General features: G+C 71.3%; 17 protein-coding genes. 14 read left to right on the top strand and 3 right to left on the bottom strand.

The window, feature by feature from the left end; all coding sequences use genetic code 11:
- The 3 genes from gatA to gatB are packed head-to-tail and all read left to right on the top strand — an operon-like array spanning position 1 to position 3,263.
- On the top strand, positions 1 to 1,494 hold the full coding sequence (gatA, locus tag ACZ4O3_RS24485) for an Asp-tRNA(Asn)/Glu-tRNA(Gln) amidotransferase subunit GatA (RefSeq protein ID WP_362719751.1): 1,494 nt from the start codon (positions 1 to 3) through the stop codon (positions 1,492 to 1,494).
- A complete protein-coding gene (locus ACZ4O3_RS24480; protein ID WP_351323461.1) occupies positions 1,491 to 1,733 on the top strand; it encodes a hypothetical protein in 243 nt (80 codons plus the stop codon). Before gatA ends, ACZ4O3_RS24480 begins: the two co-directional genes overlap by 4 nt.
- A 15-nt stretch (positions 1,734 to 1,748) precedes the next feature.
- Positions 1,749 to 3,263: an Asp-tRNA(Asn)/Glu-tRNA(Gln) amidotransferase subunit GatB gene (gene gatB / locus ACZ4O3_RS24475; protein ID WP_362719748.1), complete on the top strand. Its 1,515-nt coding sequence runs from the start codon at positions 1,749 to 1,751 to the stop codon at positions 3,261 to 3,263.
- Positions 3,264 to 3,314: 51 nt separating this feature from the next.
- Here the strand turns inward: gatB and ACZ4O3_RS24470 are convergent, their stop codons facing one another.
- The gene (locus ACZ4O3_RS24470) at positions 3,315 to 4,112 is read right to left on the bottom strand and encodes an SAM-dependent methyltransferase (RefSeq protein ID WP_362719746.1); all 798 of its coding nucleotides are present in this window, start codon (positions 4,110 to 4,112) and stop codon (positions 3,315 to 3,317) included.
- 186 nt (positions 4,113 to 4,298) lie between these two features.
- On the opposite strand from ACZ4O3_RS24470, the gene ACZ4O3_RS24465 reads away from it, so the two are divergent.
- The 5 genes from ACZ4O3_RS24465 to ACZ4O3_RS24445 all read left to right on the top strand — a co-directional run bounded on the left by ACZ4O3_RS24465 (position 4,299) and on the right by ACZ4O3_RS24445 (position 9,608).
- Complete coding sequence (locus tag ACZ4O3_RS24465) at positions 4,299 to 4,640, top strand: hypothetical protein (RefSeq protein WP_467724218.1); 342 nt, start codon at positions 4,299 to 4,301, stop codon at positions 4,638 to 4,640.
- A gap of 99 nt (positions 4,641 to 4,739) precedes the next feature.
- Positions 4,740 to 5,315, top strand: a complete 576-nt coding sequence (locus tag ACZ4O3_RS24460; protein ID WP_467724216.1) for a GNAT family N-acetyltransferase — start codon at positions 4,740 to 4,742, stop codon at positions 5,313 to 5,315.
- Between the two features lie 35 nt (positions 5,316 to 5,350).
- Entirely contained in the window at positions 5,351 to 5,962 is a 612-nt protein-coding gene (locus ACZ4O3_RS24455) for a hypothetical protein (RefSeq protein WP_467724214.1), read from the top strand.
- A gap of 197 nt (positions 5,963 to 6,159) precedes the next feature.
- Entirely contained in the window at positions 6,160 to 6,351 is a 192-nt protein-coding gene (locus ACZ4O3_RS24450; RefSeq protein WP_385002281.1) for a hypothetical protein, read from the top strand.
- A 185-nt stretch (positions 6,352 to 6,536) separates the two neighbouring features.
- Complete coding sequence (locus ACZ4O3_RS24445; RefSeq protein ID WP_467724212.1) at positions 6,537 to 9,608, top strand: helix-turn-helix transcriptional regulator; 3,072 nt, start codon at positions 6,537 to 6,539, stop codon at positions 9,606 to 9,608.
- Here ACZ4O3_RS24445 and ACZ4O3_RS24440 read toward each other — a convergent pair.
- Positions 9,596 to 10,765 (bottom strand): PQQ-dependent sugar dehydrogenase, encoded by a 1,170-nt coding sequence (locus ACZ4O3_RS24440; protein WP_467724210.1) that lies wholly within the window; start codon positions 10,763 to 10,765, stop codon positions 9,596 to 9,598. The two genes, ACZ4O3_RS24445 and ACZ4O3_RS24440, sit on opposite strands and share 13 nt — an antisense overlap.
- 328 nt (positions 10,766 to 11,093) lie before the next feature.
- Positions 11,094 to 12,092 (bottom strand): aldo/keto reductase, encoded by a 999-nt coding sequence (locus tag ACZ4O3_RS24435; protein ID WP_362729041.1) that lies wholly within the window; start codon positions 12,090 to 12,092, stop codon positions 11,094 to 11,096.
- A gap of 73 nt (positions 12,093 to 12,165) precedes the next feature.
- Between ACZ4O3_RS24435 and ACZ4O3_RS24430 the strand changes: the two genes are divergently transcribed.
- The 6 genes from ACZ4O3_RS24430 (at position 12,166) to serA (ending at position 22,144) form a co-directional block, all read left to right on the top strand.
- Positions 12,166 to 13,116: a 2-hydroxyacid dehydrogenase gene (locus tag ACZ4O3_RS24430; RefSeq protein ID WP_362729039.1), complete on the top strand. Its 951-nt coding sequence runs from the start codon at positions 12,166 to 12,168 to the stop codon at positions 13,114 to 13,116.
- A gap of 402 nt (positions 13,117 to 13,518) precedes the next feature.
- Positions 13,519 to 16,557 (top strand): putative bifunctional diguanylate cyclase/phosphodiesterase, encoded by a 3,039-nt coding sequence (locus ACZ4O3_RS24425; protein ID WP_467724208.1) that lies wholly within the window; start codon positions 13,519 to 13,521, stop codon positions 16,555 to 16,557.
- 242 nt (positions 16,558 to 16,799) lie between these two features.
- Positions 16,800 to 18,665, top strand: coding sequence for an acetolactate synthase large subunit (locus tag ACZ4O3_RS24420; RefSeq protein WP_362722849.1), 1,866 nt, complete (start codon positions 16,800 to 16,802; stop codon positions 18,663 to 18,665).
- Positions 18,666 to 18,686: 21 nt separating this feature from the next.
- On the top strand, positions 18,687 to 19,211 hold the full coding sequence (gene ilvN / locus ACZ4O3_RS24415; protein ID WP_362722846.1) for an acetolactate synthase small subunit: 525 nt from the start codon (positions 18,687 to 18,689) through the stop codon (positions 19,209 to 19,211).
- Between the two features lie 119 nt (positions 19,212 to 19,330).
- A complete protein-coding gene (gene ilvC / locus ACZ4O3_RS24410; RefSeq protein WP_362722843.1) occupies positions 19,331 to 20,329 on the top strand; it encodes a ketol-acid reductoisomerase in 999 nt (332 codons plus the stop codon).
- Between the two features lie 225 nt (positions 20,330 to 20,554).
- A complete protein-coding gene (gene serA / locus ACZ4O3_RS24405; RefSeq protein WP_362722840.1) occupies positions 20,555 to 22,144 on the top strand; it encodes a phosphoglycerate dehydrogenase in 1,590 nt (529 codons plus the stop codon).
- Positions 22,145 to 22,269 lie beyond the last annotated feature (125 nt).

Here is a 22,269-nt window from a genome sequence, read left to right as displayed (position 1 = left end):
ATGACGGACATCATCAGGCTCACCGCCGCCGAGACCGCCGCGAAGATCGCCTCGGGCGAGCTCACGGCCGTCGAGGTCACCGAGGCCCACCTCGCCCGGATCGACGCGGTCGACGAGAAGGTGCACGCCTTCCTGCACGTCGACCGCGAGGGCGCGCTCGCCCAGGCGCGTGCCGTCGACGAGAAGAAGGCCCGCGGCGAGAAGCTCGGCCCGCTGGCCGGCGTCCCGCTCGCGCTCAAGGACATCTTCACCACCGAGGGCGTGCCGACCACCGTCGGCTCGAAGATCCTCGAAGGCTGGATCCCGCCGTACGACGCCACCCTCACCAAGCGGCTGAAGGCCGCCGACGTGATCATTCTCGGCAAGACCAACATGGACGAGTTCGCCATGGGGTCCTCCACCGAGAACAGCGCCTACGGGCCGACCGGCAACCCCTGGGACCTCACCAAGATCCCCGGCGGTTCCGGCGGCGGCTCCTCCGCCGCGCTGGCCGCGCACATGGCCCCGCTGGCCATCGGTACCGACACCGGCGGCTCCATCCGGCAGCCGGCCTCCGTGACCGGCACGGTCGGCGTGAAGCCGACGTACGGCGCGGTCTCGCGGTACGGCATGGTCGCCTTCTCCAGCTCGCTGGACCAGGGCGGCCCGTGCGCCCGTACCGTGCTGGACGCGGCCCTCCTGCACGAGGTCATCGCCGGGCACGACCCGATGGACTCCACGTCCATCGACGCGCCCGTCCCGCCGGTCGTCGAGGCCGCTCGCAACGGCAGCGTCCAGGGCATGCGCGTCGGTGTCGTCAAGCAGTTCCGCGGCGAGGGCTACCAGCCCGGCGTCATCCAGCGTTTCGACGAGTCGGTCGAGCTGCTGAAGGAGCTGGGCGCCGAGATCGTCGAGCTGGACTGCCCGTCCTTCGACCTGGCGCTCTCCGCGTACTACCTGATCGCCCCCTCCGAGTGCTCCTCCAACCTCGCCCGCTTCGACGGCCTGCGCTACGGCCTGCGGACCGGCGACGACGGCACGCACTCCGCCGAGGAGGTCACCTCCCTCACCCGTGAGGCGGGCTTCGGCGCCGAGGTCAAGCGCCGCATCATGCTCGGCACCTACGCGCTGAGCAGCGGCTACTACGACGCGTACTACGGCTCCGCGCAGAAGGTCCGCACGCTCATCACGCGTGACTTCGAGAAGGCCTTCGAGCAGGTGGACGTGATCGTGTCGCCCACCACGCCGACCACCGCCTTCGCGATCGGCGAGCGCGCCGACGACCCGATGGCGATGTACCTGGCCGACCTGTGCACCATCCCGACCAACCTGGCGGGCAACGCGGCCATGTCGCTGCCCTGCGGTCTCGCCCCGGAGGACAACCTCCCGGTGGGCCTGCAGATCATCGCGCCGGCGCTGAAGGACGACCGCCTTTACAAGGTCGGAGCCGCTGTCGAGGCCGCCTTCGTGGAAAGGTGGGGGCACCCGCTCCTTGAGGAGGCACCGTCGCTGTGAGCAACGCACTGTCCAAGGCCAAGGGCTTCAAGAAGTCGAAGTCCGGTACGTACCTGTCGATGGCCACCACCGTGTTCGGCGCGGTCGGTGTCGCCAAGCAGATCAAGAAGGCCCGCGCCGAGCACGACACGCTCCGGCTGGTCGATGCCACCGTGTCCGCCGTCGCGATCGTCACCGGTTTCGCCCTGCTGTACCGCGAGCTGAAGCGGCTGGGCGACGACGACGTCCTGCTGGGCTGAGAGGGAAGTTTCACCGTGACCACCACGACCGACCTGGTGTCGTACGAGGACGCGCTGGCGTCGTACGACCCCGTCATGGGCCTTGAGGTCCATGTCGAACTCGGCACCAAGACCAAGATGTTCTGCGGGTGTTCGACCGAGCTGGGCGCCGAGCCCAACTCGCAGACCTGCCCGACCTGCCTCGGCATGCCCGGCGCGCTCCCGGTCGTCAACGCGATCGGCATCGAGTCGGCCATCAAGATCGGTCTCGCGCTGAACTGCGAGATCGCCGAGTGGTGCCGCTTCGCCCGGAAGAACTACTTCTATCCGGACATGCCGAAGAACTTCCAGACCTCCCAGTACGACGAGCCGATCGCCTTCGACGGCTACCTGGACGTCCAGCTGGAGGACGGCGAGACCTTCCGGGTGCAGATCGAGCGCGCCCACATGGAGGAGGACACCGGCAAGTCCACCCACGTGGGCGGCGCGACCGGCCGTATCCACGGCGCCTCGCACTCGCTGCTCGACTACAACCGGGCCGGCATCCCGCTCATCGAGATCGTCACCAAGCCGATCGAGGGCGCGGGCGAGCGTGCTCCCGAGGTCGCGCGCGCGTACGTCCGTGAGCTGCGCGAGGTCATCAAGGCGCTCGGCGTCTCGGAGGCCCGGATGGAGATGGGCCAGATGCGCTGCGACGTGAACCTGTCGCTGCGCCCGAACGGCACCGAGAAGTTCGGCACCCGTTCCGAGACGAAGAACGTGAACTCGCTGCGGTCGGTGGAGCGCGCGGCCCGCTTCGAGATCATGCGGCACGCGGCCGTGCTGTCCTCCGGCGGCACGATCGTCCAGGAGACCCGGCACTTCCATGAGGACACCGGTTCCACGACCTCGGGCCGGGTGAAGGAGGAGGCCGAGGACTACCGGTACTTCCCCGAGCCGGACCTGGTCCCCGTCGCCCCCTCGCGCGCGTGGGTCGAGGAGATCCGCGCCGCGCTGCCGGAGATGCCGCTGGCCCGCCGCAGCCGGCTGCTCGCCGAGTGGGGCATCTCCGCGGTCGAGATGCAGGCCATCATCAACGCCGCCGCGCTGGACCCGATCGTCGCCACCATCGACGCCGGCTCCGACGCGGCCTCCGCCCGCAAGTGGTGGATGGGCGAACTCGCGCGCAGCGCCAACGAGTCGGGCAAGGCGCTGGACGAGCTGGCGATCACCCCGGAGCAGGTCGCCCGGGTGACCGCGCTGGTCACCTCCGGTGACCTGAACGACAAGCTGGCCCGTCAGGTCATCGAGGGCGTCCTCGCGGGCGAGGGCACCCCGGACGAGGTCGTCGACAAGCGCGGGCTGAAGGTCGTCTCCGACGACTCGGCGCTCGGCACGGCGGTCGACGAGGCCATCGCCGGCAACCCGGGGATCGCCGACAAGATCCGCGGTGGCAAGGTGGCCGCGGCCGGCGCCCTGGTCGGTGCGGTCATGAAGGCGACGCGCGGCCAGGCCGACGCGGCCCGCGTCAAGGAGCTGATCCTGGAGCGGCTGGGCGTCAGCGAAGGCTGAGCGGCAAGCACGCGGTACGGCCCCGGAGGCATCGCCCCCGGGGCCGTACGGCTATCTGCGGCGCCCGACCACGCGGACGAATCCGAGGGCCCGGCCCTCGTCGGCGCGCACCATCTCCGCGACCCGGCGGGCCATCGTGCGATGGAACTCCTCCGGGCTCTCCTCGGCGACGATCTCGCACCACAGCAGCCAGTCCCGCCAGCCGTCCGGCTGCCAGTCGGCGGCCTCGACCTCGACGGCGCCGCTGCGCGTCCAGTGCCGGCGCCACCACCCGGCCGAGTGGAAGCACCAGTAGTCAGGTTCCCACCAGGGCTTGAGGTGCTCCGGCGGCTCGGCTCCCGCGCACTCCTCACGGAGCGCCGGCACGACCACACCGATCCGGCCACCGGGCCGCAACAGGCGGGCCAGGGTGGGGAGGTAGAGGTCGTCGGTGCCGAAGTACTGGTAGGCGTCGATGCTCACGATCGCGTCGAAGCCGCCCTCGGCGAAGGGCAGGTCGTGCGCCTCCGTGTGCACGGGCTGCACCCGGTCGGCGAACCCGGCCTCGGCGATGCGCCGGGCATTGTCGTCGGCCTCGATCCAGAGGTCGGCCGCGGTGACCTGGGCGTGGAACTCCCGGGCCAGGAAGACCGACGTCATCGCCCGGCCGCAGCCGAGGTCGAGCACGCGCGCGCAGGGGCGCAGGGCGTCCAGGCCGAGGGCGGGGGCCAGCCATTCCAGCAGCCACAGGGCGTGCGGGCCCATCTGGTTGTCGACCACCCAGCGGGGGTCGTAGGTGTTGCTGAGCGGGTAACGGGGGTGGGCCAGGCGGTCAGCGAGGCGGTCGCCCCCGGTCCTTGTGCCGGACATGGGTGAACGGGCTCCTTGTGATCTTCGTAGTGGAAGGCGATGCGCAGGAGCTCATTCGGACCGTCACACCATGCACCCGCTTCGGTCGTCGGCGAGGGGCCGGCCAAGGCTGACCAGCGGAAGCTAGCAGTTGCCGGCATCATCCGCAGCAGATTTCCTCAGGGACAGGTACTACGCTCGCCCGCCATGACCGCACACCCGCAATCCGACACCGAACCGGAGACGGCCGAGGTGGCGGCGGCCGCGGACGACGAGGATCCCGACGGCGTCGAGGATCCCTGCGAGGACGTCCGCCGGGCCCGCTGGACCGCCACCGTGACCGGGGCGCTGCTGACCCTGATGGGTCTGACCGCCTCCCTGATGCGACTGGGCGGCGGCGTGCCCGCACTGGTGCCGGCCGCCTATGCCGTGGGCTCCGCGATGTGTGTCGGCGCGGGGGCGCTCGGGGCCCGCGGCCGTACCCGCAGGGCCCTGTGGCTGATGATCCTGGGCGTCATGGTCATGGCGCTCGGGGACCAGTTCGACTGAGGGTCCCGGCCGGGACCGGGATCGCGCCGCCCGGGCCCCGCGCCGCACATGAGAGGCTCGGCGTGCCGGCCGAGGACGCGGTGGAACTGGAGAAGCACGATGTACGCGATATCCCTGGGTGACGACGGCGCCGAACTGCGCCCACTGGAGCCCTGGCACGCCGAGGAATTCCTGGCCCACCTGGAACGCGGGCGGGAGTTCATCGGGCGGTTCATCCCCTTCGGCACCAGGGAGACGGACGTACCCTCCGCGCGGGCCCTGCTCCAGCGGTACGCCGACATGCGCGCCGCCGACACGGGCTCCCTGCACGGCCTGTGGGCGGGGGACACGCTCGTCGGCGGGGTGCTCTTCCTGAACTTCGACGCCGAGCAGGGGAACACCGAGGTCGGCTGCTGGCTGGAGCCGGCCGGCACCGGGCGCGGACTCGTCACGCGCGCGATGCGGGTACTGCTCGACTTCGCGGTCGAGCAGCGCGGCATCCACCGGATCGAGTGGGTCGCCGCCTCGGGCAACGAGGCCAGCCTGAACGTGGCCCGGCGGCTGGGGATGACCCGCGACGGCGTACGCCGTCAGGCCCACCCCTATGGTGGCCTACGGCACGACCTGGAGGTGTGGTCGATCCTCGCCCCGGAATGGCGTGAAGCACGCGCGCGTGCCGTAGAGAACGATCATTAAGACGCCTCTCAGACAGGATCCGTACGGTGCCGGACATGGGAACCAAGACAGCTGACGAGACCGGCGCCGAGACCGGCGCCGAAGCCACGACCGACGAGGAGAAGGTGAACGTCACCAAGAGCGCCGACGAGGCGGCGCAGGCGGGGACCGAGCCGGAGGCCGAGACCGCCGACGGCACGGACACCGACCTCGACGCGGAGGATCTGGAGGACGACGCCGACCTCGCGGCGGACCTGGCCGAGGCCGAGGGCCCGACCGGGGTCGGCCAGGGTGCCGCCGCCGTCGTCTCCGTCGTGCTCGGTCTGGTCTCCCTCACCGGTGGCTGGATCGGTACCGTGGCCGCCGCCCGCGAGACCCTCATCGGCCAGCTCCAGACCTCGTCGAGCGCGAGCGTCGCCACGCAGGTCAAGGAGGTCTACGGCGACGCCTGGCAGACCACCGCGCTGTGGGCCGGCGCGTTCGCGCTGGTGGCGCTGATCACCGGCGTCGTGGTGATCGCCCGGCCCGCCTTCGGTGTCCCCGGCAGGCCGCAGGCACCGTGGATCAAGTCGGTCGCCTGGGCTGGTGTCGCGCTCGGTGTCATCGGCCTGCTGCTGGCCGTCCTCAAGTACTCCGACGCGCTCCTCGGACTGCCCTCGACCAGCTGAGAACGTCCAGGTCGTAAGGGGCCTCAGGTCGTCCGTAAGTACCTCGCGGACGACCTGAGGCCCCTTATGCGCGTCCGGGCTCGGGCGGCCGCCCGAAGATGCGGAACTCTCCCGATGTGGCGCACCCCCGGGGAGACGAAGGTGGAGGCATCGCGGGAAGCGAAGCCCGACCACCGTCTCTCAGCAGGGAAACCGCCATGTTCGAGTTCGAACTCCACGAGATCCGTACCGCCGAACTGCACCGCAGGGCCGCCGACGCCCGCCTGGTCCGCGAGGCCCTCCGTGCCCGCCGGGCCGCCCGCCGCGAGCAGGCGGCCCGCCAGGCCGCCGTACCGGAGGAAATCCATACCGGCCGCAGCGGCCGGCGGCGGCTGCCGGGCACGGTGTGACCGGGGAGCCGGGCGGCGCCCACCGCCCGGCCGAGGACACGGGGACCGGTGGCCGTACGGGGGTCGGCCACCGGTCCGCGGGAGGACCGCCGGGCGGAGCGCTGCCGGACGGCCCCCCGTCAGGCCGTACGACAAGCGCACCGGTGCTGTGGAAAACCGCTGCCGTCCGCTCCGAGCCGCATGCGATGCTCTGGCCCGTGGAAACCAGGTCCGTGAGTCCCGTGTTCGTAGGCCGCAGCGACGAGCTGGGGACGCTGAACGACGCGCTGGCCCGTGCCGAGGCCGCCGAGCCGCAGGCACTGCTGCTCGGCGGTGAGGCCGGGGTCGGCAAGACCCGGCTGGTCGAGGAGTTCGCCGCGGCCGCCTGCCGCCGGGGCGCGGTCGTCGCGCTCGGCGGCTGTGTGGAGATCGGCGCCGACGGACTGCCGTTCGCCCCCTTCTCCACCGCGCTGCGCGCGCTGCGGGCCGCGCTGCCCGATGAACTGGCCGCGGCCGCCGCCGGACAGGAGGGCGAACTGGCCCGGCTGCTGCCGGAGTTCGGCGAGGCCCCGGCCGGCCGTCACGACGAGGAGGGCATGGCACGCCTCTTCGAGCTCACCGCACGGCTGCTGGAACGGGTCGCCGCCGAGCGCACGGTCGTCGTCGCCCTGGAGGACCTGCACTGGGCCGACGCCTCCACCCGTCACCTCCTCTCCTATCTGCTGCGCACCCTGCGCACCGGCCGGCTCGTCGTCCTCGCCACCTACCGCTCCGACGACATCCACCGCCGCCACCCGCTGCGCCCCCTGCTCGCCGAACTGGACCGGCTGCGCACCGTCCGCCGGATCGAACTCGCCCGGTTCACCCGGGAGGAGGTCGGCCGCCAGATGGCCGGCATCCTCGCCGCCGAACCCGACCCCGTGCAGGTCGACGAGATCTTCGAGCGTTCCGACGGCAACGCCTTCTTCGTCGAGGAACTCGCGGTCGCCTGGGCCGAGGGCTGCTGCACCGGGCTCACCGACTCCCTGCGCGACCTGCTGCTCGTACGGGTCGAGGCGCTGTCCGAGAGCGCCCAGCGGGTCGTCCGGATCGTCGCCGAGGGCGGCTCCACCGTCGAGTACCCGCTCCTCGCCGCCGTCGCCCAGCTCGCCGAGGACGACCTCATCGAGGCACTGCGGGCCGCCGTCGGCGCCAACATCCTCACCGCCACGCCCGGCGGCGACGGCTACCGCTTCCGGCACTCCCTGGTCCGCGAGGCCGTCGCCGACGACCTGCTCCCCGGCGAACGCTCCCGGCTCAACCGGCGCTACGCCGAGGCCCTGGAGCGCGACCCGGCCCTGGTGCCCTCCGACGCGCGCGTGACCCGGCTGGCCAGCTACTGGTACCAGGCCCACGACCCGGCCAAGGCCCTGCCCGCCGTCCTGGACGCCTCCGTCGTGGCCCGTCGCCGGCACGCCTACAGCGAGCAACTGCGCCTCCTGGAGCGGGCCATGGAGCTGTGGGACTCGGCTCCCGAGGAGATCCGCGGCGCGCTGCGGCCCGTCGACTACACCGGCGTCTATCCTCCCTGCGGCTGCGATCCGGCCACCGCACCGCTGCGCTATCTCGACCTGATGGCGGAGGCGGCGGTCGCGGGCCGCTTCTGCGGAGAACGCGAACGCGCCCTGAAGATCACCAAGAGGGCGTTGCGGATCATCGAGGACGAGGGGGACAACCTGCGCGCGGCCTGGTTCTGGGTGCAGCGCTCCCGGCTGGTCCAGGACCTGGCCCGGGGCGACGGCTGGCAGGAACTCGGCACCGCCCAGGAACTGGTGCGCGGCCTGCCGCCCTCGGAGGTGCACGCCGATGTGCTGGCCACCGTCGCCAACTGGTGCATGCTCCACGAACCCGGCCCCGAGGCCTTCGCCGCCGCAGAACGGGCCGTGGAGTACGCGCGGATGGTGGGCGCCCGGGAGATCGAGCTCAACGCCCGCATCACCCTGGGCTGCCTCATGGTCGACGCGGGAGACGTCGGGAACGGGATGGAGGAGCTGCGCCGGGTCAAGGAGGCCGCCCTCCGGGAGGGTCTGACCGGCGTCGCGGGCCGCGCCTATGTGAACCTGCCCTCCGAGCTGGACTCGGTCGGCCGCAGCGGGGAGGCGGTGCCCATCCTGCGGGAGGGCCTCGTCTTCGCCCGCAGATACGGCCTGCTGGACTCCGAGGTGTGGATCTGGGGCAATCTCTCCGACTCGCTGTACGCGCTCGGCCAGTGGGACGAGGCCGCCGAAGCCGCGGCGGGGGCCCTCGGCTCCGCGGCCAGTGCCAAACCCCGGGGCGCCGGCGCCCTGCGGCTCGCCCACATCGCCCTCGCCCGGGGGGACGTCGGCGAGGCCGCCCGTCAACTGGCCATCGCCCACGAGCACTACGGCACCCACGACCCGATGCCCCAGGCGCTGCTGCCGGTCGCCCGGATCGCCGTCGGCGTCGCCGCCGAGGAGGGCCGGCTCCTCGACGCCCGCGCCGAGCTGGACCGCGCCCTGGGACTCGGCATCCCGCCCGGCACCCAGCGCTACGGCTGGCCCCTGCTGCTGGCCGCCGCCGCTGCCGAGGCCGACGCCCGCGCCCTGCCGGCGGCCGCCGACGGCCGCGCCGAGTTCCTCGACCGGCTGACCGAGGCCGTCCGCAAGCTCACCACCGGGGCCCCGCTCTGGCAGGCCTACGAACGCTGGATCCGCGCCGAAGTGCACCGGGCCCGGTGCACCGACACCGCCGCGCTCTGGTCGGACGTGGTCACCGACTTCGAGCGCCTGGACCGCCCCTACGACCTCGCCCGGGTCCGCCGCCGGCTCGCCCAGGTCCTGCTCGAAGAGGCGCCGGGCGAGGACGGACGCGACCGCGCGACGGAACTGCTCCGGCTGGCCGGGGCGGTGGCCGGCCACCTGGGCGCCCGTCCGCTCGCCGACGCGGTCGCCCTGCTCGCCCAGCGCGCCCGCCTCAGCCTCACCACCGGCACCCCGCGCCGGGCCCTGGACCCGGCGGAGAGCCTCGGCCTGACCAACCGGGAGCGGGACGTCCTGCGACTGGTCTCGGCGGGCCGCACCAACCGTCAGATAGCCGAGGAGCTCTTCATCTCCCCGAAGACGGCCAGCGTCCACGTCTCCAACATCCTGGGCAAGCTCGGCGTCTCGGGGCGGGGCGAGGCCGCGGCGGTGGCCCACCGGCTGGAGCTGTTCCCGCCCGAACGCACCGGCCGCACCGGTCACACGGACCGCACGGCCACCGCGGGTCAGCGCACCTGAAGTTCCAGGATCCGGTCGTCACCCGGTTTCGGCCGGCCCCGCCCGTCGGTGTTGCTGGTCACCAGCCACACCTTGTCGCCGCCCGCCGCCACGACCGTGCGCAGCCGGCCGTACTCGCCCTTGAGGAAGGCCTGCGGTTCGGCGCCCGCGACGGTGCCCTTCAGCGGGATGCGCCACAGCCTCTGGCCCTTGAGCCCGGCCATCCAGATCACGCCGTGGACATAGGCGATGCCACTGGGGGAGGCGTCGTCGGTGTGCCACTGGGCGATCGGGTTCACGTACTTGGCGTCGGAGGACCGGCCCTCCGCGTCCGGCCAGCCGTAGTCGCCGCCGGGCTTGACGGCGTTCAGCTCGTCCCAGGTGTCCTGGCCGAACTCGGAGGCGAAGAGCCGCTGATGGCCGTCCCAGGCCAGGCCCTGCACATTGCGGTGGCCGTAGGTGTAGACCGGGGAGCCGGGGAACGGGTTGCCGGGTGCCGGGTCGCCCTCCGGGGTGAGCCGAAGGATCTTGCCGCCGAGGGAGTCCTTGTCCTGGGCGAGGCCCCGCTGCCCGCTCTCGCCGGTGCCGGCGTAGAGCATGCCGTCCGGGCCGAAGGCGATCCGCCCGCCGTTGTGGATGAACCCCTTGGGGATGCCCTTGAAGATCGTGTCGGGGGCGCCCAGCTGCTCCCCGGCGGGCTTGCCCCCGTCCCAGAGCAGGCGCACGATGCGGTTGTCGGAGGCCGACGTGAAGTACGCGTAGATCATGTGGTCCGAGGCGAAGCCGGGGGAGAGGGCGATGCCCAGCAGACCGCCCTCCCCGGCCGCGGACACCCCGGAGACGGTGCCCAGCTCGGTCTTCTTCCCGGTCTTCTCGTCGACCCTGCTGATCGTGCCGTCGTCACGGTCGGAGACGAGCAGCCCGGACCCGTCCGGCAGCGACGCGAGCCCCCAGGGCGACTTCAGCCCCTCGGTGACCGTACGCAGTACCTTCACCGACCCCTTGGCCGGCGCGGCCGACCCGCCCGCCTCGGCGGACGCGGAGGCGCTCGCGGAGGTACTCCCGGCCCAGGACGGCGCGGGCAGATCACCACCCCCGCCGCCGGACGAGCAACCTGTCGCGAGCAGGAGCCCGGCGGCGGCCGACAGCGCGGGCACAACGTGACGTTGCACGATCATGGTCCTTTCGACGGCTCCCCTTCGCCGACGTTAGTGCAGCGCCCCGTGGGGGGCGCGGGACTTGGTCGATATGCGGCTTTGCCGCGCGGGCGCGAGCAGCCACCCCGGTGCCGCACCGAACCACGGGGCGGATCACGGCAATGGCCCGCCAGGGCGTGTTGCGAAAGTCCCGTCTGCGGTGCGCCGCCGTGCACGCACGCTCGCCGCACCGGGCGAAGGCCCGAGTACATCCCGTACGAGGCCTTCCGCCCGGCACGCCGGGAGCACGCACCTGACGCCGCACGGCCCGCCCTCCGGGCGAACGACGGGACTTTCGCAACACGCCCTACTAGTCCCACGACCCCTGCGCGGCGGGCAGTGAACCCAGCTCGGCGAGGTCCGCCGTGGTCAGCCGTATGGCCGCCGCCCCGGCGTTCTCCGTCACCCACCGGCACTGTTTCGCCCCCGGCACCGAAACCACGTGCCGCCCCCGGGAGAGAACCCACGCCAGCGCCACCTGAGCCGCGGTGACCTCCTCCCCGTGCCGCCGGGCGACCCGCCGCAGCCCCGCCACGATCGGCTGGTTGGCCGCCATCATCTCCGCCGTGAAGCGAGGGTGCCGGGCCCGCACGTCGTCCGGTTCGAAGCCCTCACCGGGCGTGAGCGTGCCGGTGAGGAAGCCGTTGCCCAGCGGCATCGCCGCGAGGAAACCCACGCCCCGGGCCTCGCACCACGGCAGCAGCGACTCCAGCGCCTCCGGCGACCACACCGACAGCTCCGCCTGCACCGCGCTCACCGGGAACACCTGCTGCACCCGCTGCAACTGGCGCAGGGTCGCGTCGTGCAACCGAGCGCCGGACCTACGCCCCCCGCGCGCCCCCAGGGCGCACAGCCCCAGCGCGCGCACCTTCCCCACCCGCACCAGCTCCGCCATCGCGCCCCAGGTCTCCTCCACGGGGACCTCGGGATCGGCGCGGTGCAGCTGGTAGAGGTCGATGACGTCGGTCTGGAGCCGCCGCAGGGACGCGTCGCAGGCGCGCCGCACATAGCCGGGCCGGCCGTTCGCCACGATGTGCTGGTCGCCGACCAGCAGGCCCACCTTGGTCGACACGAAGGCCTCGGCCCGCCGCTGCCTGAGCACCCGCCCCAGCAGCAGCTCATTGGTGAACGGGCCGTACATGTCAGCGGTGTCCAGCAGCGTCATGCCCAGGTCCAGTGCCCGGTGCACCGCCCGCACCGATTCGTCACCGCGCTGCCGTGACCCGCTGTAGGCCCAGCTCATCGGCATGCACCCGAGTCCGACGGCCCCCACCGCGAGCGCCCCCGCGCCGATCGTCCTGCGCTCCACCAGCCCGTGAACCTCCTTCTAGGGCCCCCAACCTAACCTCTGCGCCCCCATGTGCCTGACATAGCCTCCTGGCATGACCCAAGACGCATGGCTGCCCATCCCGCCGAAGGAGTTCCAGGAGCTCCCCGAGGGGCTCAATTACCTCTTCTGGGACGGGGACCAGGACTTTCCCGGTGATCCTGCCGACTGCGCCGTGTATGTCGTCCCCTACATGAAGCCGCAGGAGGTGCGGGCACGGCCGCTGCCGGGGATGCGGAACCTGCGCCTCGTCCAGACCCTCACCGCCGGCGTCGACGACATGATCGCGGCCCTCGACCTCATCGTCCCCGGCGTGCCGCTGTGCAACGCGCGCGGCGTGCACGAGGCGAGCACCGCCGAGCTCGCGCTGACCCTGACCCTGGCCTCCCTGCGCGGGATCCCGGGGTTCGTGCGTGCCCAGGACCGGGGGCACTGGGAGGGCGGCTTCCACCCCGCCCTCGCCGACAAGAACGTCCTCATCGTCGGGTACGGTGCCATCGGCTCGGCCATCGAGGACCGGCTCGTGCCCTTCGAGGTTGCGCGGGTGGCGCGCGTCGCGCGCTCCGGGCGCGCCTCGGCGCGCGGGCCCGTGCATCCGCTCACCGAACTGCCGCGTCTGCTTCCGGAAGCCGATGTCGTCATCCTCGCCACGCCCCTCACGGACACCACGCGTGGCCTGGTCAACGCGGAGTTCCTCGCGCGGATGAAGGACGGCGCACTGCTCGTGAACATCGCGCGCGGGGCCGTCGTGGACACCAAGGCGCTCCTCGCCGAACTGGAGAGCGGCCGCCTCACCGCCGCACTGGACGTCACCGATCCCGAGCCGCTGCCGGCAGGACATCCCCTGTGGCAGGCGCGCGGCGTGCTGATCAGCCCTCATGTCGGCGGCCCCACCTCGGCCTTCCTGCCGCGCGCGAAGCGCGTCGTCACCGACCAGTTGAACCGCTTCGTGAACCGGGAGCCGTTGCGGAACGTGATCCTTACGACGGGATCCACCGGCAACTGACCGTCACAGCAACACGCGTGCAATCCGCTTCCGGTACGGTCCGCGACCTTCCGGGCGCGGTGCGTACGCGCATAGCCGCTGGTCGTTACGGAGCGTAGAGACGCTATGTCCCTGAGTGACGAGACTGGTGTATCGTCCCGACAGGGGCTGCGCCGCGCACCGTTCGGCGGCCGGGGATGGAGATTTCAGATTTGTGAGGGGGCGACGGGCGATGCACGGCCTATGGACGAACGATCCGACGCGGCGGAGCCGCCGCCGGCGACCCTGGCACACAGCTGCGCGCAGACGCGGCCACCACACCAGCCATCACCACCACCGCAGGCACAGCGCACGCAGGAGGCACGCCCACCCGGCGCACCGGGACCCGAGGGACGCGGGGGCGGCACGGACCGGGAGGGTCCGGTGACAGCGCCGACGCCCGTGCCCACCACCCTCCCCGGAGCGCTGCGGGCGCAGCATCCGGCGGGGAAGCCGCGCTCCCGGCCGCCGGTCACCGGCGGCGGGACCGGCGTGGTCCGCCAACTCGTCCTGGCCCTGATCTGCGCGGGATACGCCGTCGGTTCCGCGTTCGACTGGGGCTCGAACCAGATCGCCCTGTTCATGGGCGACTTCGGTCTGACCGCGGCCGCCGGCACCGCCGCCGTGTCGTGCTTCTTCTACGCCCGCTCCCCGCGGGTCCGCTTTCGACCCGCGTGGCTGCTGTTCGCCCTCTCCTCGGCGATGGCGGCCCTCGGCAACGCGGTCTGGGGATGGTACGAGGTCGTGCTCCAACGGCCCGTGCCCAGCCCCAGCTACGCCGACCTGTTCTTCCTGTGCTTCGCGCCGCCCGCCATCGTCGGTCTGCTGGTCCTGGCCAAGCGGCCGATGACCAAGGCCGGCTGGATCTGCCTGGCACTGGACGCCTGGCTGATCGGCGGCTCGCTGCTCACCCTGTCGTGGAGCCTCGCGCTCGCCCAGGCCGCCCGGCTCGACGGGCCCAGCGTCGCGCACACCGCGCTCTCGCTGGCCTACCCGCTGCTGGACATCGCCCTGGTCAGCATGGTGCTCGCGCTGCACTTCCGGCGCTCGCCCGGCAACCGCACCGCGGTGAACACCGCGATCGGCGCGCTCGCCCTGACCGTGATGTGCGACGCTCTGTTCACCTCGCCGCTGCTGCACAGCAGTTACCGCTCCGGCCAGCTGCTGGACGCGGGCTGGTTCGCCGGGTCGCTGCTGCTGGCGTACGCCCCCTGGGCCCCGCCCCGGCATGCGGCGGAGCCCGAGGCGCACACGCGCGTGGTCCACGAGCACGTGCCCGGCGGCCGGACCACGGCACCCCGGCAGCCGTCCGTGCCGGGCGGCGAGCACGGCCGGTACTCGGCGGGCCGTCCCCTGACCGGCTCGCTCGCCGCGCTCACCCCCTACCTGGCCGCCGCCGTGTGCACGCTGGGCATCCTCTACAACGTGCTGAACGGCCGCAGCCCGGACCACGTCGTCCTGATCACCGCCGGCTGCGTGGTCCTCGCCCTCGTCGTGCGTCAGGGCATCATGCTGCTCGACAACATCACCCTCACCCAGGAACTGGCGCATCAGGAGAACCACTTCCGTTCCCTGGTGCAGGGCTCAAGCGACGTCATCATGATCGCCGCGCCCAACGGCATCCTCCGGTACGTCTCCCCGGCCGCCGCCGGGGTCTACGGACGGCCCGCCGAGGAGCTGGTCGGCTCCGAACTGGGCAACCTCATCCACCCGGAGGACCTGGGCTGCGTGGTGCACGAGGTGCGCCGCTTCCTCGCCGGCAGCCCCCTCGAGGAGTCCACCACCCGCATCGAGTGCCGTTTCCGGTCCGGCGACGGCGGCTGGCTCAACGTCGAGTCCACCGTCAACCGGCACCACGGCGGTCTCATCTTCAACAGCCGGGACGTGACCGAGAGAGTGCGGCTGCAGGCGCAGCTCCAGCACAACGCCGAGCACGACCCGCTCACCGACCTGCCCAACCGCGCCCTGTTCACCCGGCGGGTGCAGCAGGCGCTGTCCGGCCGCCGCTCCTCCGACCGGGGCCCCGCCCTGCGGAACACGGCGGTGCTCTTCATCGACCTGGACGGGTTCAAGGCGGTCAACGACACCATCGGGCACCAGGCCGGCGACGAACTGCTCGTCCAGGCCGCGCGCAGACTCCAGGACGCGGTCCGCCACGGCGACACCGCCTCCCGGCTGGGCGGCGACGAGTTCGCGGCGCTGATCGTCGGAGACCACACCCGTGACCGCAGTGCCCGGGAGCGGCACATCCTGGAGCTCGCCGACCGCCTCAGGGTGACCCTCTCGCATCCGTACGCCATTGACGGCAACGATGTCCGTGTCAACGCGTCCATCGGTGTCGCCTTCGCCGAACCGGGCCTCGGTGCGGGCGAGTTGCTGCGCAACGCCGACCTGGCGATGTACCGCGCCAAGTCGGCCGGAAAGGGCCGCGTCGAGCTGTACAAGCCACAGATGCAGCAGGACGTCGTACGCAAGGCGGAACTGGCGACCCGGCTGCGGGCCGCACTGCACGACGGCGAGTTCGCGCTGCTGCACCAGCCCGTGGTCTGCCTGGAGAGCGGCCGCATCGCCTCGGTCTCCGCGCAGGCGCGCTGGCGCTCCTCCCAGGGGGTGCTGTTCACGCCTGCCGAGTTCCTGCGGGTCGCCGAGGACAGCGACAAGACCTCGGAGCTGGACCGCTGGATCCTCCAGGAGGCGGTCGAACAGGCAGCCGAGCGGGCCGCCAACGGGCTCGTGGTGCCGGTCGCCGTCCGGACGTGTTCCCGGCGGCTCCTCGACCGGTCCTCGCCGCTCGGCTCCGTGGAGGCACTGCTCACCCGGCACGGGCTGCCGTCGGGGGCGCTGGTCCTGGAGCTGTCCGACACCGACCCCAGGGTTCCGCTCGACGAGCTGGAGCGGCGTCTGACCGTGCTCAGCCGGCACGGCGTCCGGATCGCGCTGGACGGCTTCGGCAGCGGCTACGCGGCGATCACCGCACTGCGCCGACTCCCCGTCGACATGCTCAAGCTCGACCGCAGTCTGGTCGAGGGGCTCGTCGAGTCGCCCCGGCTGTACAAGATCACCAGCGGGTTGCTGCGGATCGCCGGTGATCTCGGCCTCCAGTCGGTGGCCGAGGGCGTGGACCTGCCCGAGCAGGTCACGGCGCTGCGCGCGATGGGGTGCACGCACGGGATGGGCATGGCCTTCTCCGGCCCGGTGGACGAGTACCGGCTGCGCCGGGCCCTGGGATCCGGCCACTATCCGGTGCCGCACGCACCGGCCGAGCCGGCGTTCGCGGGCGCCGCGAGCGGGGAACGGACCATGGACAGGGGCGCGGGGGTGTACACCAGTAGTGTGCCCGCGGTCGCCGGCGGGGTGACCGCCGTGTTCGGAGGCGGTAGTGCCCTTCGCTCACATAATGAGACTCCTGTCCCACCCACTTGACACGTGGTGCGCGTCAGAGGGAGGGTCAGTTCCATGCGCACCCGAATTCTCGTACTTGGACAGCGCGTCGGCTGAGCTGGGAATTGCCGGAGAAGGATCCGGAACCCCAGCGACCACACCGGCGCGCTCCCCTCGCTTGCCTTACGGCACGAGGGGTTTTTTGTTGCACCAGCACCAGACGTACGGCGGCAGAAATCCGTACGAACCTCGCAAAAACCCTCAGCATCGAGAAGAGAATGCCGATGACCGAGCAGAGCGCCGCGGCCCACCATCCGCAGCCGCGCCCCCGTTCCGGAGGACAGCAGCCCGCCCCCGTCGAGCACGTCTCGGGTGCGAAGTCCCTCATCCGCTCGCTTGAGGAGGTCGGCGCTGACACGGTATTCGGCATCCCCGGCGGCGCGATCCTGCCGGCCTACGACCCGCTGATGGACTCCACCCGGGTGCGCCACGTCCTGTGCCGGCACGAGCAGGGCGCCGGTCACGCGGCCACCGGCTACGCGCAGGCCACCGGGAAGGTCGGCGTCTGCATGGCCACCTCGGGGCCGGGCGCCACCAACCTGGTGACGCCGATCGCGGACGCGCACATGGACTCGGTGCCGCTCGTGGCGATCACCGGGCAGGTCGCGTCCTCCTCGATCGGCACGGACGCCTTCCAGGAGGCGGACATCGTCGGCATCACGATGCCGATCACCAAGCACAACTTCCTGGTCACCAAGGCCGAGGACATCCCGCGGACCATCGCCCAGGCGTTCCACATCGCCTCCACCGGCCGCCCCGGCCCGGTCCTGGTCGACATCGCCAAGGACGCCCTCCAGGCGAAGACCACCTTCTCCTGGCCCCCGGTCATGGACCTGCCGGGCTACCGTCCGGTGACCAAGCCGCACGCCAAGCAGATCCGCGAGGCCGCCAAGCTGATCACCTCCGCGAAGCGGCCCGTCCTCTACGTCGGCGGCGGCGTCATCAAGGCCGGCGCCACCGCCGAGCTGAAGGTCCTCGCCGAACTCACCGGAGCGCCCGTCACCACCACCCTGATGGCGCTCGGCGCATTCCCCGACAGCCACCCGCTGCACGTGGGAATGCCGGGCATGCACGGTGCGGTCACCGCCGTCACCGCGCTGCAGAAGGCCGACCTGATCGTCGCCCTCGGCGCCCGTTTCGACGACCGCGTCACCGGCAAGCTGGACAGCTTCGCCCCGTACGCCAAGATCGTCCACGCCGACATCGACCCCGCGGAGATCGGCAAGAACCGCGCCGCCGACGTGCCGATCGTCGGGGATGCCCGCGAGGTCATCGCCGACCTGATCCAGGCGGTGCAGAAGGAGCACAGCGAGGGCCAGCAGGGCGAGGCGGCAGGGTCGCGGTACGCGGCCTGGTGGAAGGACCTCAACCGCTGGCGCGAGACCTACCCGCTGGGCTACGACCAGCCCGACAACGGTTCGCTCTCGCCGCAGCAGGTCATCGAGCGCATCGGGCAGCTCGCCCCGGAAGGCACGATCTTCGCGGCGGGCGTCGGCCAGCACCAGATGTGGGCCGCGCACTACGTGCAGTACGAGAGGCCCGCCACCTGGCTGAACTCCGGCGGCGCCGGAACCATGGGCTACGCGGTCCCCGCCGCCATGGGAGCCAAGGCCGGGCAGCCCGGGCGGACCGTCTGGGCTATCGACGGCGACGGCTGCTTCCAGATGACCAACCAGGAACTGACCACCTGCGCCCTGAACAACATCCCGATCAAGGTCGCCATCATCAACAACGGCGCCCTCGGGATGGTCCGTCAGTGGCAGACCCTCTTCTACAACCAGCGGTACTCCAACACCGTGCTGCACTCCGGTCCCGACGACGTCAACCCGGACGCCCGCGGCACCCGGGTCCCCGACTTCGTGAAGCTGTCGGAGGCCATGGGCTGCTACGCGATCCGCTGCGAGTCCCCGGACGACCTGGACAAGGTCATCGAAGAGGCCAACTCCATCAACGACCGGCCGGTCGTCGTGGACTTCGTCGTCCACGAGGACGCGATGGTGTGGCCGATGGTCGCCGCCGGCACCTCCAACGACGAGATCATGGCCGCCCGGGACGTCCGCCCCGACTTCGGCGACAACGAAGACGACTGAGCGAGAGAGACGTAATAGACCATGTCCAAGCACACGCTCTCCGTTCTGGTGGAGAACAAGCCGGGCATCCTGGCCCGGATCGCCGCGCTGTTCTCCCGGCGGGGCTTCAACATCGACTCACTGGCCGTCGGTGTCACCGAGCACCCCGACATCTCCCGCATCACCATCGTGGTGAGTGTCGAGGCCCTGCCGCTGGAGCAGGTCACCAAGCAGCTCAACAAGCTGGTCGAAGTGCTCAAGATCGTCGAACTGGAGCCGGGTTCCGCCGTTCAGCGGGAACTCGTTCTGGTGAAGGTGCGCGCCGACAACGAGACGCGCTCCCAGATCGTCGAGATCGTCCAGCTGTTCCGCGCCAAGACCGTCGACGTCTCCCCGGACGCCGTCACCGTCGAGGCCACCGGCAGCAGCGAGAAGCTGACCGCCATGCTCAAGATGCTGGAGCCGTTCGGCATCAAGGAGCTGGTGCAGTCCGGCACGATCGCGATCGGCCGTGGTGCCCGTTCGATCACCGACCGGTCGCTGCGCGCACTCGACCGATCTGCGTAAGGCTGGACACGGGCGGCCGTCGGCTGTCGGGCGCCCGTATGCCGAGACCCCGCAACTTCCCTTCCACCCGCCGTCATACGGTGGGACGCACCATCCGTACACCAAGGAGAGAACCCAAAGTGGCCGAGCTGTTCTACGACGCTGACGCCGACCTGTCCATCATCCAGGGCCGCAAGGTCGCGGTCATCGGCTACGGCAGCCAGGGTCACGCCCATGCCCTGTCGCTGCGCGACTCCGGTGTCGACGTGCGGGTCGGTCTGCACGAGGGCTCCAAGTCCAAGGCGAAGGCCGAGGAGCAGGGCCTGCGCGTGGTGACCCCGGCCGAGGCCGCCGCCGAGGCCGACGTCATCATGATCCTGGTGCCGGACCCGATCCAGGCCCAGGTCTACGAGGAGTCCATCGCCCCCCACCTGAACGACGGCGACGCGCTGTTCTTCGGCCACGGCCTGAACATCCGCTACGGCTTCATCAAGCCCCCGGCCGGCGTCGACGTCTGCATGGTCGCCCCGAAGGGCCCGGGCCACCTGGTGCGCCGACAGTACGAGGAGGGCCGCGGCGTGCCCTGCATCGTGGCCGTCGAGCAGGACGCCACCGGAGGCGGCTTCGCGCTGGCGCTGTCGTACGCGAAGGGCATCGGCGGCACCCGCGCCGGCGTCATCAAGACGACCTTCACCGAGGAGACCGAGACCGACCTGTTCGGTGAGCAGGCCGTCCTCTGCGGTGGTACCTCCGCCCTGGTCAAGGCCGGTTTCGAGACCCTGGTCGAGGCCGGTTACCAGCCGGAGATCGCCTACTTCGAGTGCCTGCACGAGCTGAAGCTCATCGTCGACCTGATGTACGAGGGCGGCCTGGAGAAGATGCGCTGGTCGGTCTCCGAGACCGCCGAGTGGGGCGACTACGTCACCGGCCCGCGGATCATCACCGACGCCACCAAGGCCGAGATGAAGCAGATTCTCGCCGAGATCCAGGACGGCACCTTCGCCCGTAACTGGATGGACGAGTACCACGGCGGTCTGAAGAAGTACAACGAGTACAAGAAGCAGGACTCCGAGCACCTGCTGGAGACCACCGGCAAGCAGCTGCGCAAGCTGATGTCCTGGGTGAACGAAGAGGCCTGAGCCGCAGGTGACGGGGCCGGAGCGGATGCTCCGGCCCCGTTGTCCACCCCGTCGAATCTCGGACGGGTGATCCTTCCGCAGAGGCGCAGGACGACCACCACCACGCCACTACACTGCCGTACTACATACGCGTCAGGCCCACAGCGTCGTGCGTCTCCGCGGTAGCCCCCTCCACCGCCAGCGGCCGTCGGGACGGCCGTCCGCATTGGACATGTGAGGACTCACGTGAGCTCGAAACCTGTCGTACTCATCGCTGAAGAGCTGTCGCCCGCCACCGTCGACGCGCTGGGCCCGGACTTCGAGATCCGGCACACGAACGGAGCAGACCGGGCCGAGCTGCTCCCGGCCATCGCCGACGTGGACGCGATCCTGATCCGTTCCGCCACCAAGGTCGACGCCGAGGCCATCGCGGCGGCGAAGAAGCTGAAGGTCGTCGCACGAGCCGGCGTCGGCCTGGACAACGTCGACGTCTCCGCCGCCACCAAGGCCGGCGTGATGGTCGTCAACGCGCCGACCTCCAACATCGTGACCGCCGCCGAGCTGGCCTGCGGTCTGCTGATCGCCAGCGCCCGCAACATCCCGCAGGCCAACTCGGCGCTGAAGAACGGCGAGTGGAAGCGCAGCAAGTACACCGGTGTCGAGCTCGCCGAGAAGACCCTCGGCGTCGTCGGCCTCGGCCGGATCGGCGCCCTGGTCGCCCAGCGGATGTCGGCCTTCGGCATGAAGGTCGTGGCGTACGACCCCTACGTCCAGCCTGCCCGGGCCGCGCAGATGGGCGTGAAGGTGCTCTCGCTGGACGAGCTGCTCGAAGTCTCCGACTTCATCACCGTGCACCTGCCGAAGACCCCCGAGACGGTCGGTCTGATCGGCGACGAGGCGCTGCGCAAGGTCAAGCCGTCGGTGCGGATCGTCAACGCCGCACGCGGTGGCATCGTCGACGAGGTGGCGCTGTACGCCGCGCTCAAGGAGGGCCGGGTCGCCGGCGCCGGCCTCGACGTGTACACGAAGGAGCCGTGCACCGACTCCCCGCTCTTCGAGCTGGACCAGGTCGTCTGCACCCCGCACCTCGGTGCCTCCACCGACGAGGCCCAGGAGAAGGCGGGCATCGCGGTCGCCCGGTCGGTCCGCCTGGCCCTCGCCGGCGAGCTGGTCCCCGACGCGGTGAACGTCCAGGGCGGGGTCATCGCCGAGGACGTCAAGCCGGGCCTGCCACTGGCCGAGCGCCTCGGCCGGATCTTCACCGCGCTCGCCGGTGAGGTCGCGGTCCGCCTCGACGTCGAGGTCTACGGCGAGATCACCCAGCACGACGTGAAGGTGCTGGAGCTGTCCGCGCTCAAGGGTGTCTTCGAGGACGTCGTCGCCGAGACCGTCTCCTACGTCAACGCCCCGCTGTTCGCGCAGGAGCGCGGTGTCGAGGTCCGTCTCACCACCAGCTCGGAGTCGGCCGACCACCGTAACGTCGTCACCGTGCGCGGCACCCTGGGCAGCGGCGAGGAGGTCTCGGTCTCCGGCACGCTGGCGGGCCCGAAGAACCTCCAGAAGATCGTCGCGGTCGGCGACTTCGACGTCGACCTCGCGATCGCCGACCACCTGCTGGTACTGCGCTACGAGGACCGTCCGGGCGTCGTCGGCACCGTCGGCCGCATCCTCGGCGAGGCGGGCATCAACATCGCCGGCATGCAGGTCGCCCGGTCGATCGCGGGCGGCGAGGCACTGGCCGTGCTGACCGTCGACGACACGGTGACCCCCGGTGTACTGGCCGAGGTCGAGGCGGAGATCGGGGCCACGTCGGCCCGGTCGGTGAACCTGGTCTGACCACGACGTCCACGGGTGCGGGGGGGGGCGAGAAGTTCTTGGGGCACCCCGCCACCAGTTCTTCCGCTCCCTTTCAAGCCTGCGTCAAGTTCCCCCCGACCCCCCCCCCACCAGAACCAAACAAA

Source organism: Streptomyces sp. NPDC026515 (genome assembly GCF_055567595.1).
This window is presented reverse-complemented; position numbering and strand designations above follow the sequence as displayed.